At 70.3% G+C, this 13,784-nt stretch carries 15 protein-coding genes and 2 pseudogenes; 5 read left to right on the forward strand and 12 right to left on the reverse strand.

Translation table 11 applies throughout. The features are described from left to right. Positions 1-23: 23 nt before the first annotated feature. The 10 genes from F3J10_RS06910 to flgB form a co-directional block, all read right to left on the reverse strand. Positions 24-779, reverse strand: a complete 756-nt coding sequence (locus F3J10_RS06910; protein WP_025099426.1) for a flagellar brake protein — start codon at positions 777-779, stop codon at positions 24-26. Between the two features lie 254 nt (positions 780-1,033). Continuing rightward, positions 1,034-2,002 (reverse strand): flagellar assembly peptidoglycan hydrolase FlgJ, encoded by a 969-nt coding sequence (gene flgJ / locus F3J10_RS06915; protein WP_166912437.1) that lies wholly within the window; start codon positions 2,000-2,002, stop codon positions 1,034-1,036. Continuing rightward, complete coding sequence (locus F3J10_RS06920) at positions 2,002-3,192, reverse strand: flagellar basal body P-ring protein FlgI (protein WP_025099428.1); 1,191 nt, start codon at positions 3,190-3,192, stop codon at positions 2,002-2,004. Before F3J10_RS06920 ends, flgJ begins: the two co-directional genes overlap by 1 nt. Before the next feature lie 5 nt (positions 3,193-3,197). Further along, the gene (gene flgH / locus F3J10_RS06925; protein WP_167241738.1) at positions 3,198-3,896 is read right to left on the reverse strand and encodes a flagellar basal body L-ring protein FlgH; all 699 of its coding nucleotides are present in this window, start codon (positions 3,894-3,896) and stop codon (positions 3,198-3,200) included. Positions 3,897-3,913: 17 nt separating this feature from the next. Continuing rightward, positions 3,914-4,702 (reverse strand): flagellar basal-body rod protein FlgG, encoded by a 789-nt coding sequence (gene flgG, locus F3J10_RS06930; protein ID WP_025099430.1) that lies wholly within the window; start codon positions 4,700-4,702, stop codon positions 3,914-3,916. Positions 4,703-4,727: 25 nt separating this feature from the next. After that, positions 4,728-5,480, reverse strand: a complete 753-nt coding sequence (gene flgF, locus F3J10_RS06935; RefSeq protein WP_025099431.1) for a flagellar basal-body rod protein FlgF — start codon at positions 5,478-5,480, stop codon at positions 4,728-4,730. A 30-nt stretch (positions 5,481-5,510) separates the two neighbouring features. Next, positions 5,511-6,755, reverse strand: a complete 1,245-nt coding sequence (flgE, locus tag F3J10_RS06940) for a flagellar hook protein FlgE (protein WP_166912431.1) — start codon at positions 6,753-6,755, stop codon at positions 5,511-5,513. 34 nt (positions 6,756-6,789) lie between these two features. Continuing rightward, complete coding sequence (locus F3J10_RS06945) at positions 6,790-7,575, reverse strand: flagellar hook assembly protein FlgD (protein WP_166912429.1); 786 nt, start codon at positions 7,573-7,575, stop codon at positions 6,790-6,792. Positions 7,576-7,663: 88 nt separating this feature from the next. Continuing rightward, complete coding sequence (gene flgC, locus F3J10_RS06950; protein WP_013699651.1) at positions 7,664-8,089, reverse strand: flagellar basal body rod protein FlgC; 426 nt, start codon at positions 8,087-8,089, stop codon at positions 7,664-7,666. Positions 8,090-8,186: 97 nt separating this feature from the next. Continuing rightward, complete coding sequence (gene flgB, locus F3J10_RS06955) at positions 8,187-8,675, reverse strand: flagellar basal body rod protein FlgB (RefSeq protein ID WP_025099434.1); 489 nt, start codon at positions 8,673-8,675, stop codon at positions 8,187-8,189. A 306-nt stretch (positions 8,676-8,981) separates the two neighbouring features. Here flgB and F3J10_RS06960 point away from each other — a divergent pair. The 5 genes and pseudogenes from F3J10_RS06960 to cobC all read left to right on the forward strand — a co-directional run. Continuing rightward, a pseudogene (locus F3J10_RS06960) lies at positions 8,982-9,143 on the forward strand (iron chelate uptake ABC transporter family permease subunit); the annotation flags it as partial. Further along, positions 9,140-9,991, forward strand: a complete 852-nt coding sequence (locus F3J10_RS06965; protein WP_025101365.1) for an ABC transporter ATP-binding protein — start codon at positions 9,140-9,142, stop codon at positions 9,989-9,991. The pseudogene F3J10_RS06960 and the gene F3J10_RS06965, both read left to right, overlap by 4 nt. Before the next feature lie 79 nt (positions 9,992-10,070). Further along, the gene (cobT, locus tag F3J10_RS06970; protein WP_166916794.1) at positions 10,071-11,126 is read left to right on the forward strand and encodes a nicotinate-nucleotide--dimethylbenzimidazole phosphoribosyltransferase; all 1,056 of its coding nucleotides are present in this window, start codon (positions 10,071-10,073) and stop codon (positions 11,124-11,126) included. Then, complete coding sequence (locus tag F3J10_RS06975; protein WP_166916796.1) at positions 11,119-11,898, forward strand: adenosylcobinamide-GDP ribazoletransferase; 780 nt, start codon at positions 11,119-11,121, stop codon at positions 11,896-11,898. The genes cobT and F3J10_RS06975 overlap by 8 nt, the downstream gene beginning before the upstream one ends. Beyond that, positions 11,883-12,479: an alpha-ribazole phosphatase gene (gene cobC / locus F3J10_RS06980; protein WP_166916798.1), complete on the forward strand. Its 597-nt coding sequence runs from the start codon at positions 11,883-11,885 to the stop codon at positions 12,477-12,479. Before F3J10_RS06975 ends, cobC begins: the two co-directional genes overlap by 16 nt. Before the next feature lie 16 nt (positions 12,480-12,495). On the opposite strand, the gene F3J10_RS06985 is transcribed toward cobC, so the two are convergent. Both F3J10_RS06985 and F3J10_RS06990 read right to left on the reverse strand, forming a co-directional pair. Then, positions 12,496-13,452 carry a cobalamin-binding protein gene (locus F3J10_RS06985; protein WP_166916800.1) on the reverse strand — a complete coding sequence of 319 codons (957 nt, stop codon included), beginning with the start codon at positions 13,450-13,452 and terminating at the stop codon, positions 12,496-12,498. Between the two features lie 18 nt (positions 13,453-13,470). Continuing rightward, positions 13,471-13,784: pseudogene (locus tag F3J10_RS06990) on the reverse strand (threonine-phosphate decarboxylase); the annotation flags it as partial.

Raw genomic sequence — 13,784 nt, forward strand, 5'->3', positions numbered from 1 at the left:
GAGCCGCCGACGATGACCGGAAATTACGCGCGCGCGAGCTGGCGGCGCTTCACTTCGAGCTGGGTGATCAGGCGCTGCAAGGTGTTCTCGGCGGCGCCCGGCAGCGATACGAAACGGAAGCCGAGCTGGTAGCGGCGCGCGCCGTTGGGCGAATCGGTGATGCGCTGCGAGACCAGTTGCAGGTCGAGCGCGAGCTTGCCGTGGCCGGCCAGGTTCAACTCGACCTCGGGCAGGGTCACGCCGGGCTCGAGCGCGGCGGCGCGTTCGTCCACGGTGCGCAGGCCGATGCCGCCCAGCGAGAGGTTGTCGATCTCGAACACGAAACCCTCGCCCTCGGGCAGGGTGCCGCGCGCCACGTAAGGCTCCAGCACCGGCGCGTCAACGCGGAAATACTCGCGGCGCTGCACGAAATAGAGCACTTCGGGAAACTTGGCCTGGAAGGCCGGGCGGCCCTCGTAGCTGATCTCGCTCGGGGTGCCGATGGTGAATTCGACGCGCACGCCGTCGGGCAGGGCCTCGAAGGCGCCGTGCGAGGCGCCCAGCAGTTGCGCGTTCTGCGCTTCCACCGCGCCCCAGTCGAATGTAAACGTTCCCGAGCCGACCTGGACGTCGAGCACCCGCGTGACGAGCTGCCCGCCCGGGTAACGGACCGTGAGGAAATCCCCGCGGTTCAGGAGATTGCGCAACTGCACGCCGATTTCGAGCGGGTTGCGACGGCCGTAATCGGGGACGGAATCGTCATCCGCCGACGTTTCGGTCAGTGCTGCTTCGGTCTTCATTGTTGGCTTGCCGGATGTCGTCTGCTTGGCGCCCGGCTTGCCCGGACGCGGTGGCCTGCCCGCGGCTTGCGCGGCCGCTGGTCTCTTGGCGCGCGAGCCCTGCCGGGCCGCAGCGTCAGCGCATGAGTGTAGATCGAAAACATCCTAAGATCTTTGGCGAATCGTAAATTCGAAACGCCGGCTACCCGGAAATGGGTAGCGGGGAACCCCGCCGGGTCGCGCGGCCCGCGGCGCAACCCAGGCCCGGCGCGGGTTCAGACGATCTGGCGGAGGATCGAGATGAGCTTCTTCGCGTAATGCGGATCGGTCGCGTAGCCGGCGCGCTGCATGCCGGTGGCGAACTTTTCCGGAGTGGTCGAGGCGTTCACCACGCCGGCGTAGCGCGGATTGTTCTTGAGCATGCTGGCGTAGTCGGTCATCGCGTGCTCGTAGGAATCGTAGGCGCGGAACTGCGCCACCACGCGACGCGGCTGGCCGCCCACGTACTCGGTGGTGACCGCCGACACGGTGCGCCCGGTCCAGTTCCTGGTGGCCTTGATGCCGAACACGTTGTAGCTGCTGCTGCCGTCGCGGCCGCGGATCTCGCGCTTGCCCCAGCCCGATTCGAGCGCGGCCTGGCCGACGATGAAGCGCGCCGGGATGCCGGTGGCCGAGCTGGCCGCCTGCGCGGCGTCGGCCACCTTGCCGACGAAGGCGTCCTGGTCGGCCGAGGTGCCGTTGCCCTTGACGGGCGGCGTCAGCGAACTCGCGCCGGTATAGGCGCCCGCGCCGCCGAGCCGGCCGTTGCCGCGCGCGTTGGCCAGCGCCTGCGCCAGCGCGTTGGTGGCGGCCATGCCGCCCTCGTCGCCGCCCATCGCGCCGCCCAGGCCGCCCGCGGCATTGCCGCCGGCGCCGCCGGTGTCCGTGATGTGCGCGGCGCGCATCATCTGCTTCATCAGCGCGTCGGCCACGCCGATCCCGCGCGAGGCCATCTGCTGCGAGAGCTGCTGGTCCAGCATCGAGGTGTAGAGCTTGGAGGTGTTCGAGTCGAACACGCCGTCCTGGGGCGTGGCATCGCGCATGCTCTTCAGCATCATCTGCGAGAACATCGCGTCGAACTGGGTGGCGACCTGCTTCATGCCGGCCGCGGGCGAGGCGTTGGCCTGCTGGCGCAGCGAATCGAAACCCTGCACGTCGAGCGCGAAGCGCTGGGTCAGGTCGTTGGCGTTCGGGAAATTGGCCATCAGATGATCTCCAGGTCGGCCCGCAGCGCGCCCGCGGCCTTCATCGCCTGCAGGATCGACATCAGGTCGGCCGGTGTGGCGCCGAGGGAATTGAGTGCCTTCACCACGTCGGCGAGATTCGCGCCGGCGGTCACCAGGCGCATCGCGCCGTTGTCCTGCTTGAGCTGGATCTGCGACTGCTGCGCCACCACGGTCTGGCCGTTGGAGAAGGCGCCCGGCTGCGAGACCACCGGCTGGGTGTTGACCACCACCGACAGGTTGCCGTGCGCGACCGCGCAGCTCTGCAGCGTCACCATCTGGTTCATCACGATCGAGCCGGTGCGCGCGTTGAGGATCACCTTGGCCGCGGCGCGGTCCGGGCTCACCTCCAGGTTCTGCAGGCGCGCCATGAAGGCGACCTGCTGGGCCGGGTCGGCCGGCGCGGTGAGCTGGATGGTGCGCCCGTCGAGCGCGGTGGCGATGCCGGGCCCGAAGCTCGAGTTTACCGCGGTGACGATGCGCTCGGCGGTGCCGTAGTCCATGTCGTTCAACTGCAACTGCAGCGTGCCGTTCATCTGCGCCAGCGCGTTGGGCACCGAGCGCTCGACGATCGCGCCGCCGGTGATGCGCCCGGCCGCCAGCTGGTTGACCTGCACGCGGCTGCCGTTGGCGCTCGCGCCGGCGCCGCCCACCGCCATGTTGCCCTGGGCCAGCGCATAGACCTGGCCGTCGGCGCCCTTGAGCGGCGTGAGCAGCAGGGTGCCGCCGCGCAGGCTCTTGGCGTTGCCCAGCGAGGACACCGTCACGTCGATCGCCTCGCCCGGCCGCGCGAAGGGCGGCAGGGTCGAGGTCACCATCACCGCCGCGACGTTCTTGAGCTGCAGGTTCGACAGCGACGCGGTGCCGCCCGTCGAGGTGCCGTTGTTGATCGAGATGCCCAGGTTCGCGAGCATGTTCGCGAGCGTCTGGGTGGTGAAGGGCGTCTGGGTGGTCTGGTCGCCCGTGCCGTCCAGGCCGACCACCAGGCCATAGCCGATCAGCGGGTTGTCGCGCACGCCCTGCAGCTGGGCCAGGTCCTTCAGGCGCTCGGCGTGCGCCGGCGCGGCCGGCAGCGCGGCGGCCAGCAGCAGCGCCAGCGCGAGCCGGAACAGGCGGGCCAGCGGGCGGGCGAACGAACTGCGCGGGCGGCGCGATGTCGAGGCGTGGTTCATGCGGCTCACCACGGCGCGACGTTGAGGAAGAAGCGCTGCAGCCAGCCCATGGTCTCGGCCTCGTTGATGTAGCCCTTGGCCGAGTACTCGATGCGCGCGTCGGCCACCTGGGTCGAGTAGACCGAGTTGGCGCCGGAGATCGAGTTGGGATTGACCACGCCCGAGAAACGCACGAACTCGTTGCCCTGGTTGATCAGCATCTGTTTCTCGCCGCTCACCAGCAGGTTGCCGTTGGGCAGCACGTTGGTGACGGTCACCGTGATGGTGCCGGTGAAGGTGTTGGCGGCGGTCGCCCCGCCGGTGGCGGTGAACTTGTTGTCGCCGGTGGCCGACAGGTTCGCCCGGTTGAACAGGCCGCCGAGGAAGCCGGCGGTCGGCACGTTGAAATCGGTCGCGCCGTTGCGGTTCGCGTTCGCCCCCGACGACTTGGTGGCGTTGACGTTCTCCGCGATCATGATCGTCAGGATGTCGCCGATGTTGCGCGGCCGCTGGTCCTCGAACAGCGGCCGGCCCGCGTAGCCGGGGTTGTAGATCGAGCCCGGCGCCTGCATCTGCGGCGGCACCGGCGGCACCGCCGACATCGGCTGCTGGGTGATCGGCTGGTGCGGGATCTGCGCGCAGCCGGCGAATGCCGCCGCCAGCGCCAGCGCCGCGGCCCGGGATGCAAGCCTGGGCACCACCCGGAAAGGACGAACCTGCTTCATGACGACCTGCCCTGCCCTTAGCTCTTCATCTGCGTGACGGTCTGCAGCATCTGGTCGGAGGTGGTCACGGCCTTGCTGTTGATCTCGTACGCGCGCTGGGTCTGGATCATGTTGACCAGCTCCTGCACCACGTTCACGTTCGAGGACTCGACATAACCCTGGTTCAGCGAACCGGCGCCGTTCAGGCCCGGCGTGGTCACGTTCGGCACGCCCGACGAGGTGGTCTCGGCGAACAGGTTCTGGCCGAGCGCCTGCAGGCCTTCCGGGTTGATGAAGGTGGCGATCTGCATCGCGCCGATCTGCACCGAGTTGGTCGAGCCCGGCTGGGTGACGGTGACCACGCCGTCGCTGCCGATCGTCAGCGATTGCGCGTTCTGCGGCACGGTGATGGCCGGCAGCACCTGGTAGCCGCTGGAGGTGACCAGCTGCCCCTGGTTGTTCGGGTGGAACGAGCCGTCGCGCGTGTAGGCGGTGGTGCCGTCCGGCATCAGCACCTGGAAGAAGCCCGAGCCGTCGATCGCGATGTCGCGCGAGTTGCCGGTCTGGGTCAGCGCGCCCTGCGTGTAGAGCCGCTCGGTGGCGACCTGCTGCACGCCGGTGCCCAGCTGCAGGCCCGAGGGCAGCTCGGTCTGCTGGGTCGAGTTCGCGCCGGGCTGGCGCACGGTCTGGTACAGCAGATCCTCGAACACCGCGCGCGAGCCCTTGAAGCCGTTGGTGCTCACGTTGGCGAGGTTGTTCGAGATCACGTCCATCTGCGCCTGCTGCGCATTCATGCCGGTAGCGGCGATGTAGAGGGATCGATTCACGGTAGTTCTCCTGGCGGCGCGCCGCTCAGCTGAAGCTGAGGATCTGGTTGGCCGTCTGTTCGTTCTGGTCGGCGGTCGAGATCAGCTTGGTGTGGAGCTGGAACGCGCGCGCGTTGTCCAGCATCGACACCATCGCGGCGACCGGATTCACATTGCTGCCCTCGAGCGACTCGGCCGCCACCGCGACGTTCGGGTCGGCATCGGCCGGGTTGCCGTCGGTGGTGCGGAACAGGCCGTCGTCGCCGCGCGTGATGGTGGACGGATCGGGATTGACCAGCTTGAGCTGGTCGATCATGGCGATCGCCGAGGGCGGGTCGCCCGCGGCCAGCACCGAGACCGTGCCGTCCGGGCCGATCGTCACCTTGGCATTGGGCGGGATCGCGATCGGGCCGCCGCCGCCCACCACCGGCAGGTTCGAGGCGTTCACCAGCTGGCCGTTCTCGTCCACGTGCAGGTTGCCGGCGCGCGTGTAGGCCTCGCTGCCGTCCGGCGCGAGCACCGACAGCCAGCCCGGGCCCTGCACCGCCACGTCGAGCGGATTGCCGGTGCGGGTGATCGGCCCCGGCGTGTAGTCGGCGCCCGGCGTCGAGTCGAGCACGAAGGTGCGGGTGGTGGTCGGGTTGCTGGCCTCGCCGAAGTTCATCGGCACGGCCCGGTAGGTCGCGAGTTGCGCGCGAAAACCGGTGGTCGAGGCGTTCGCGAGGTTGTTCGCGATCACGCTCTGCTGCTCGAGGGCCTGGCCCGCGCCCGTCATCGCCGTATAGATCAGTCGGTCCATGGTGATCCGTCAGTTCTCGCGCGCCGCGCCTTAGAGGTTGATCAGCGTCTGGTCGACGGCCTGCTGCGTCTTGATGGTCTGCGCATTGGCCTGGTAGTCGCGCTGCGCCGTGATCAGGTTCACCAGCTCGCCGGTCAGGTCGGTGGTCGAGGCTTCCGTGGTGCTGCCCTTCAGGGTGCCGTGGTTGGTGCTGCCCGGCACGCCGACCTGGGGCACGCCCGAGGCGCTGGTCTGGATGTACTGGTTGCCGCCGATGCTGGTCAGCCCTTGCGGGTTGTTGAAGTTGACCACCACCACCTGGCCCAGCGTCAGGGTCTGGTTGTTCGAGTAGATGCCCTGGATGGTGCCGTCCGCGCCGACCGAATACGAGGTCAGCGTGCCGGTCGGGTAGCCGTCCGCGTTCAGGTTCGCCACACCGCTCTTGGACGCGCCGAACTGGGTCGAGCCGCTCAGGTTGATGTTGATGGTCTGGGCGGTGGCGCCGTTGGTGTTGTTGACCGCCAGCGCGAAGGTGTTGGTCACCGCGGTCGGGTTGCCGTCGGTGCCCACCGTGCCGATCAGCTTGCCCGAGCTGTCGAACTTGGCGGTGCCCATGTCCTTCGGCGCCGCGCCGTTGGCGCCAGCCCACACTTCCCAGCTGCCGGTGGTGGTCGACTTCACGAAGTAGAGGTCGACGTTCTCGCTGTTGCCCAGCGAATCGAAGGCCGGCACCGACTGGTGCAGCGTGTAGGTGGTCGGATCGTTCGGATTGAAGGCCGCGGTGCTCGACTGCGCCGTGTCCGAGGTGCTCAGGTTGAACTGGCCGGTGATCGAGCTGGTCGCCTTCGGCGCGATGTTGCCCTGCGGCGCGGTGAGCGGCACCAGCGCGCCGGTGTTGATCACGCCGTTGGCGTTCACGGCATAGCCCATCAGCTGCGCGCCGGCCGCGTTGACGATGTTGCCGTTCTTGTCGGCGTTGAAGGTACCGTCACGCGTGTAGGTGGTCACGCCGTTGTTGGTCACCTGGAAGAAGCCGTTGCCGTTGATCGCCATGTTCAGCGGGTTCTGGGTGGTGGTGAAACCGCCCTGCTGGAACACCTGCGCGACCGCCGCGAGCTGGGTGCCGATGCCGATCCCGTTGGCGACCGCGGACGACACCGAGTTCGCGTACATGTCCGTGAACTGCGCGGTGGCGGCCTTGAAGCCGGTGGTGTTCGCGTTCGCGATGTTGTTGCCGATCACGTCGAGGTCGTTCGACGCGCCCTGCAAACCGCTCAAGCCCTGTTGGTAACCCATGTTGGTCTCCGTCGGCGCGTGGCCGGGTCAATAGTCAGGAAGAGGAATTCGAGTTGTTGTTCGACGAATCCGAGCCCGAGCCCGAGCCGGAACCCGAACCGGAGCCCGAGCCGTTCGATGCCGAGGCCGACGGGAAGATCGCGCCGATCGCCGACAGGCCGACCGTGGTGCCGTTGGACAGCGCCAGGCCCGGCGTGCCGTCGGCCTGGCGGATCACGCCCTGCACCTGCGCGACCGTCATGGTGGTGGCGCTGGCGGTGTTGCCGCTGGAATCGGTGTAGGTCGCCTTGATGGTGTAGTTGCCATCCGGCAGCTTGGCGCCGGTGCTGTCGGTCGGCGTCCAGGTGAACGGCACCGTGCCGGCCTGCTGCGCGCCCTCGTTGATGGTGTTGACCACTTGGCCGGCCGAGTTGGTGACGGTGATGGTCAGGTTCGAGGCGGCCGTGCTGAGCTGCACGCCGAACGCGGTGGTCGCGCCGCCCGAAAGGCTCAGCGTGTTGCCCGGGGCCAGCACGTTCGAGCCGACCAGCATCGCCGCCTGGGTCTGCTGGCCCGCCGTGATCTGCGAGGACAGCGAGGTCAGCGACGAGTTGAGCTGGGCGATGCCGCTCACGGTGTTGATCTGCGCGAGCTGCGAGGTCATCTGCGAGCTGTCGACCGGGCTGGTCGGATCCTGGTTCTGCAACTGCGTGACGAGCAGGGTCAGGAAGGTCTGCTGCAGGTCCGCCGCCGACGTGTTGCTGCTGTTGGCGTTCATGGTGTCGGTCGGCGTGTTGTTCACCGTGGTGCCGTTGCCGCCGATCGTGCTGGAGGAGCTCATCTCCGGGTTGCCTTTCGCGAGGTCGCTCGCGGATACGCTGGTTCGGGTTGGGAAGTCTTGCGGTCGGTGTCGAGGGCGGCGCCCGGCTTCAGGAGCCGATCGTCAGCGTCTTGAGCATCAGCTGCTTGGCGGTGTTCAGGGTCTCGACGTTGGCCTGGTACGAGCGCGAGGCCGAGATCATGTTGACCATCTCCTGCACCGGATCGACGTTCGGCATGGTCACGTAGCCGTTCGCGTCGGCCGCCGGGTTCGACGGATCGTAGTTGGTCTTCATCGGCGAGGGATCGTCGATCACCTGCTTGACCTGCACCCCGCCCACGCCCTGCCCCGAGCGGGTGCGCGCGTTGCCGACCGGCTGGGTCTCGAACACCACCTGCTTGGCGCGGTAGGGCTTGCCGTCCGGGCCCGTCACGCTGTCCGCGTTGGCCAGGTTCGACGCCGTGACGTTCAGGCGCTGGGATTCGGCGGACATCGCCGATCCGGCGACGTCGAAGATGTTCATCAGCGAAGGCATGTGGGCTCCTCGGGTACGGCTGGGGTTGCGTCGTGCTCAGCGCGGCGGCGCGGCGGATGACGGGACGATGACATCGGGCTCGGCTCGGGCCGCCGGCTCAGCTGCCCGACTGGATCGCGGCCAGCATCGCCTTGATCTGGCCGCTCACCAGCGTCATGCCGGTCTCGAAGTGGACCGTGTTGTCGGCGAACTGCACGCGCTCGGCATCGAGGTCGACCGTGTTGCCGTCCAGCGAAGGCTGGTTCGGGATCCGGTAGGCGGCGCGGCCATAGTCCTCGACCGGGCCGCCGCTGGCCGCCAGCCGCGTGTCGCCGCTCATGTGGCCGGGCGCGGTCGACACCAGGGTCATGCCGCTGGTCACACCGGCCGGCTGCGCCAGCGGCAGGCGGGTGGCGTTGTCGGTGGTGGCCTGGCCGGCCTGCTGCTTGAGGGCACGGCCGAGCGTCGCGCCGAAGTCGACGTCGCGGGCCTGGTAGCCCGGCGTGTCGGCATTGGCGATGTTCGACGACAGCAGTTCCTGCCGGTACGCGCGAACGTCGAGCGCCTGGCGGCCGAATGCGAATTCGGCGTCGAGTTTGTCCAGCATCGTGCGGTCCTCCAGCTCAAAGCGGTGCCGCGCCCCGGACCCGCGCGAGGAAGGCGGCGGGCGCAGGGACGCTTTTCGATGACAGCCATCGTAGGCGCGCAAGGCAAGCGGCAATCGGACGAATAACCGGCAAAGCCCCCCTCTATTCATCGTTTGTCCGGGGTGGCGCCTCCCTAGAATGCGATGCCGTACCAACGGTTTTTCGAGGAGGCGGCGATGGCGACGGACGCAGGCCCGGTGAGCGGATCCGGCAAGGCGGCGCGTGCGCTCGGCCGCCGCGCGCTGCTGGCGCTGGCCCTGGCCGCGCTGCTGCCGGCCGCGGCACTCGCGGGCGGCACGGCGGTGATGGCGGCCGACCTGGTGGCGCGCACCGTGATCGCGCCCGCGCAATTGCCGGTCGGCGCGATGACGGCGCTGATCGGCGTGCCGGTGTTCCTCTGGATGCTGCTGCGCGGGCCGGGACGATGAGCGCGATCTCTTCCTCGCTGTCTTCCCAGCCGGCCGGCGGCGACTGGCGCGTGCGCGAACTGCGGCTCGCGGCCGGCTCGCGGGTTTTGGTCGAGGCGCTGTCGCTGCGCTTCGCGCCCGGCGAACTGTGGTGCATCGCCGGCCCCAACGGCGCCGGCAAGACCACGCTGATCTCGGTGCTGGCGGGTCTCGACGCCCCGGCGGCCGGGCAGGTGGAGGCCGACGGCCGGGCGCTTGCAAGCTGGCCGGCCGCGGCACTCGCGCGGCGTCGCGCGCTGATGCCGCAAGCCCAGCACGACGCCTTCGCGGCGAGCGTGTTCGATACCGTCCTTGCGCACCGCTTTCCGCACCTGGGCGGCTGGGGCTGGGAAGGCGAGGCCGACCGGCTCGCCGCGCGCGCCGCGCTGGCGGCGCTGGGCCTGGCCGAGTTCGCGGCGCGCGACGTGCTCACGCTGTCGGGCGGCGAGCGCCAGCGCGTGGCGCTGGCTGGCGTGCTGTGCCAGGACGCGCCGCTGCTGCTGCTCGACGAGCCGCTCGCGCACCTGGACCTGCAGCACCAGGCTGCCTGCCTCGATGCCTTGCTCGCCTGGTTGCGCGCCGCGCCGCGCACGGTGATTTTTTCGTGTCACGATCTGAACCTCGCACGGCGCTACGCCACGCACGCGCTGCTGCTCGACGGACGCGGCGGCGCGCTGGCCGGCCCGGCGCGCGAGGTGCTGTCGGCCGAGGCGGCGAGCGCCGCCTTCGGTTATCCGCTGGTGCTGATCGAGCGCGACGGCCACGAGGCGCTGGTGCCGATGTGGCCCGCGCATGCCACGCCGCCGCTTTCTCGACCACCGCCGCGCTGAATCCTCTCCACCTGTCGACCCGCTCACCCGGGGCTGTGCGCCCGACGCGCCAGCCTCCAACCGAACCGAAGAACGCCGCATGAACCCGACCTATACCGTCCCGAAGCTCGAAGCGCTCGACGACACGCTGAGCGCCACGCTGCAGCACCTGATCGACACCAAGACCAAGCCGCCCGGCAGCCTCGGCAAGCTGGAAGCACTCGCCCTGCAACTGGGCCGGATCCAGCGCAGCACCCGGCCGCGCATCGAGCGGCCGGTGACGATCGTGTTCGCGGCCGACCACGGCATCGCGGCCGAGGGCGTGAGCCCTTATCCGCAGGCGGTCACCGCCCAGATGGTGGCGAACTTCCTGGCCGGCGGCGCGGCCATCAATGCCTTCTCTAAGCTGGCCGGCTGCGAGTTGGAGATCGTCGACGCGGGCGTGGCCACGCCGCTGCCGGCCTCGCCGCAGCTGATCGCGGTGCCGGTCGCGGCGGGCACGCGCAACTTCGCGCAAGAGCCGGCGATGAGCGAGGCGCAGCTGCACGCGGCGCTGGCGGCCGGTGCCGCGCGCGTCGCGCATCATGCGGCGCTCGGCACCACGGTGATCGGCTTCGGCGAGATGGGCATCGCCAATACCTCGGCCGCGGCCTGCCTGATGAGTCGCCTGGTCGGCCTGCCGCTGGCCGAGTGCGTGGGGCGCGGCACCGGCCTCGACGACCAGGGGCTGGCCCGCAAGCGCGCCGTGCTCGAGGCGGCGCTGGCGCGCCATCCCGAGGCAGAGGCGCCGCTCCAGGTGCTGGCCACCTTCGGCGGCTTCGAGATCGCGATGATGACGGGCGCCTTCCTGGCGGCCGCGCAGGCGCGCATGGCGATCCTGGTGGACGGTTTCATCGCCAGCTCGGCGCTGCTGGTGGCTGCCGCGCTGCAGCCGGCGGTGCTCGACTACTGCGTGTTCTCGCATGTCTCCGACGAGAACGGCCATCGCCGCATGCTCCAGCATTTCGGCGCGGCGCCGCTGCTCGCGCTCGACCTGCGCCTGGGCGAGGGCACCGGCGCCGCGCTCGCGCTGCCGCTGCTGCGCGCGGCCACCGCCTTCCTCGACGAGATGGCCAGCTTCGAGGCGGCCGGCGTCGCGAACCGCGACGATGCCTGAGCCGGGAACAGGCATGCGCTGGCGAGCCGAATGCCGTTATTTCTTCGTCGCGCTGGGTTATTTCACGCGCGTGCCGGTGCCGCGGCGCATCGGCTACGCGGCCGGCGATCTCGATCAGGCGGCGCGTTATTTCCCGCTGGTCGGCGTCTGCGTGGGCGCGCTGGCCGCCGGCGTGTATCTGCTCGCCGCGCGCATCTGGCCGCCCGGCGTGGCGGTGCTGCTGTCGATGGCCGCCAGCCTGGCGGCCACCGGCGCGTTCCACGAGGACGGGCTCGCCGATAGCTGCGACGGCTTCGGCGGCGGCTACACGCGCGAGGACGTGCTGCGCATCATGCGCGATTCGCGCATCGGCAGCTTCGGCGCGGTCGCGCTGGTGCTGGCGCTGGCCCTGAAGTGGCAGGCGCTCGCGGCGCTGCCGCCGCTGCGCGCGGCCTGGACCCTGCTGGCCGCGCATGCGGCGAGCCGCGTCGCCGCGGTCAGCCTGCTGATGACGCTCGACTACGCGCGCGAGGAAGGCAAGGCGCGGCCTGTCGCGCAGCGGATGTCGGCGAGCGCCTTCGGGTTCGCGGCGCTGTGCGGCCTGCCCTGGCTGTTCTGGCCGGACTGGCGCGCGGGCCTCGCGGCGCTGGCCGCGCTGCTGGTGGTGCGCGCGCTGCTGGCGCGATACCTGCGGCGCCGTCTCGGCGGTTATACCGGCGATTGCCTCGGTTTCGCGCAGCAGCTTTCCGAGCTGGCGATCTACCTCACGGTGCTCGGATGGACCTCGTCCTGATCCGTCATCCGGCGCCGGCCGTCGAGGCCGGGATCTGCTACGGCGCCTCCGACCTGCCGCTTGCGGGCGAGGCAGCCGTCGAGGCGGCCGCGATCGCGGCGCGGCTGCGCGCGGCGCAGGTGGATTGGCCCGCGGCGATCCTGGCGAGCCCGTTGCAGCGCTGCGCCGCGGTCGCGCAGGCGATCGGCGTGCTCGCGGCGCGTCCGGTGCGGCTCGACGCGCGCCTGCGCGAGATCGATTTCGGCACCTGGGAGATGCGGCGCTGGGACGAGATCGGCGCGGCCGCGCTCGATCGTTGGCAGTCCGACCTGATGGGCGCGCGCGAGCATGGCGGTGAGAGCGCCGCGCAGTTCGTGGCGAGGGTGGAGTCGTTCGCGCTGCCGTTCGCCGCTTCTCCGGGCGAGGACGCGACGGCGATCGTCGTCACCCATGCCGGCGTGATTCGCGCGCTGGCCTCGCTGTGGCTCGACGTGCCGCTCGACAGCCTGCTCACGCGCGCGATCGCCTATGGCGGCCTGGTGCGCTTCTCGCACGATGCGCGCGGCTGGCAACTGAATCAGTGGGACGAGACGCTCGGCTGAGCGCCTCGTGCTGTTTTCAGCGGCGCCGCTCGCGCGCCGTTTCCAGATCCCGGCAGACCTGTTGCGCGCCGAGCGCGAGCCGCGGCGTCGGCCGTGTCAGCCAGTCGCCGTCGACCGCGAACAGGTTGCCGCGCGCGACCGCCGCCAGCGACGGCCAGCGGCGCCAGCGATCGAGGCTCGGCAGGCTCGCGTCGCTGGCGGTGGCGCCTTGCGCGGTGGCGACGATCGCCTCGGGATCGGCGGCCAGCACGGCCTCGTCGCTGACGGTCGGCGCGACCGGCTGCAGCGCCGCGAACACGTTGCGGCCGCCGCACAGCGTGAGCACGTCGCTGACGATCTGCGCGCCGTTCAGGGTGGTCAGCGGCCGGTCCCAGATCTGCAGGAACACCGTGACCGGCGGCCGGGCCGCATAACGCGCGCGCAGCGCCGCGATGCGCTGCCGGTAGTCGGCGGCGGCCCGGTCGGCCTGCTCGCGTGTGCCGAGCAGCCGGCCGAGCTTGTCGAGCGAGACGGCCACCTCGTCGAGCCGTTTCGGTTCGCTGAAGTAGAGCGGGATGCCGAGCGCCGCCAACTGCGCGGTCTGCCGGTCGGCATTGCCGTGACGCCAGACCACGATCAGGTCCGGCTTGAGCGCGACGATGCGTTCCAGGTCGAGCGAGCGGTTGTCGCCCACGCGAGGCAGCGCGCGCGCCGCTTCGGGGTAGTCGCTATAGGACACGGCGCCGACCATCGCGGCGCCCCCGCCCGCTGCATAAAGCAGCTCGGTGGCGTGCGGCGCGACGCTGATCACACGCCTGGCCGGGGCGGGCAGGGTGACGGTTCGGCCGGCATCGTCGATGACGGTGATGGGGTTCGGCGCGGCCGCCGATGCGGTTGCCGAGGCGACCGAGGCCGCCGCGGCGGCAACCGGCACGGCAAGCGGCACGGCAAGCAGCGCCGCGACCAGCCCGCCGGCGAAGCTTCGACGAAGCATGGCTTGCGCGCGCATCGATCAGCGCCCGGCTGCGCCGTACGCGGCGGTAGCCGCGTAATGGTCCAGCGCATCCTCGAGCCGCAGCCATTCCTCCTCGATCCCCGGCAAGCCGATCCGCAGGCTCGGCGCCTGCGCGAAGAAGCGCGTCCAGACGCCTTGCGTGGCGAGCGCCTCATGCAGCGCCCAGGCGCGCGGATCGTCGGTCCAGCAGAACAGCGGGGTGGCGCGCACCGCGAAGCCGTGCGGGCGCAGCAGTTCCGCGAGCCGCAGGCTATCGGCCGCCAGGCGCTCGCGCGTGGCCTGCTGCCAGCCCTGGTCGGCCAGCGCGGCCG

The sequence above is a fragment of the Burkholderia sp. Cy-637 genome (assembly GCF_011753175.1).
In the GTDB taxonomy this organism is placed as follows: domain Bacteria; phylum Pseudomonadota; class Gammaproteobacteria; order Burkholderiales; family Burkholderiaceae; genus Burkholderia; species Burkholderia gladioli.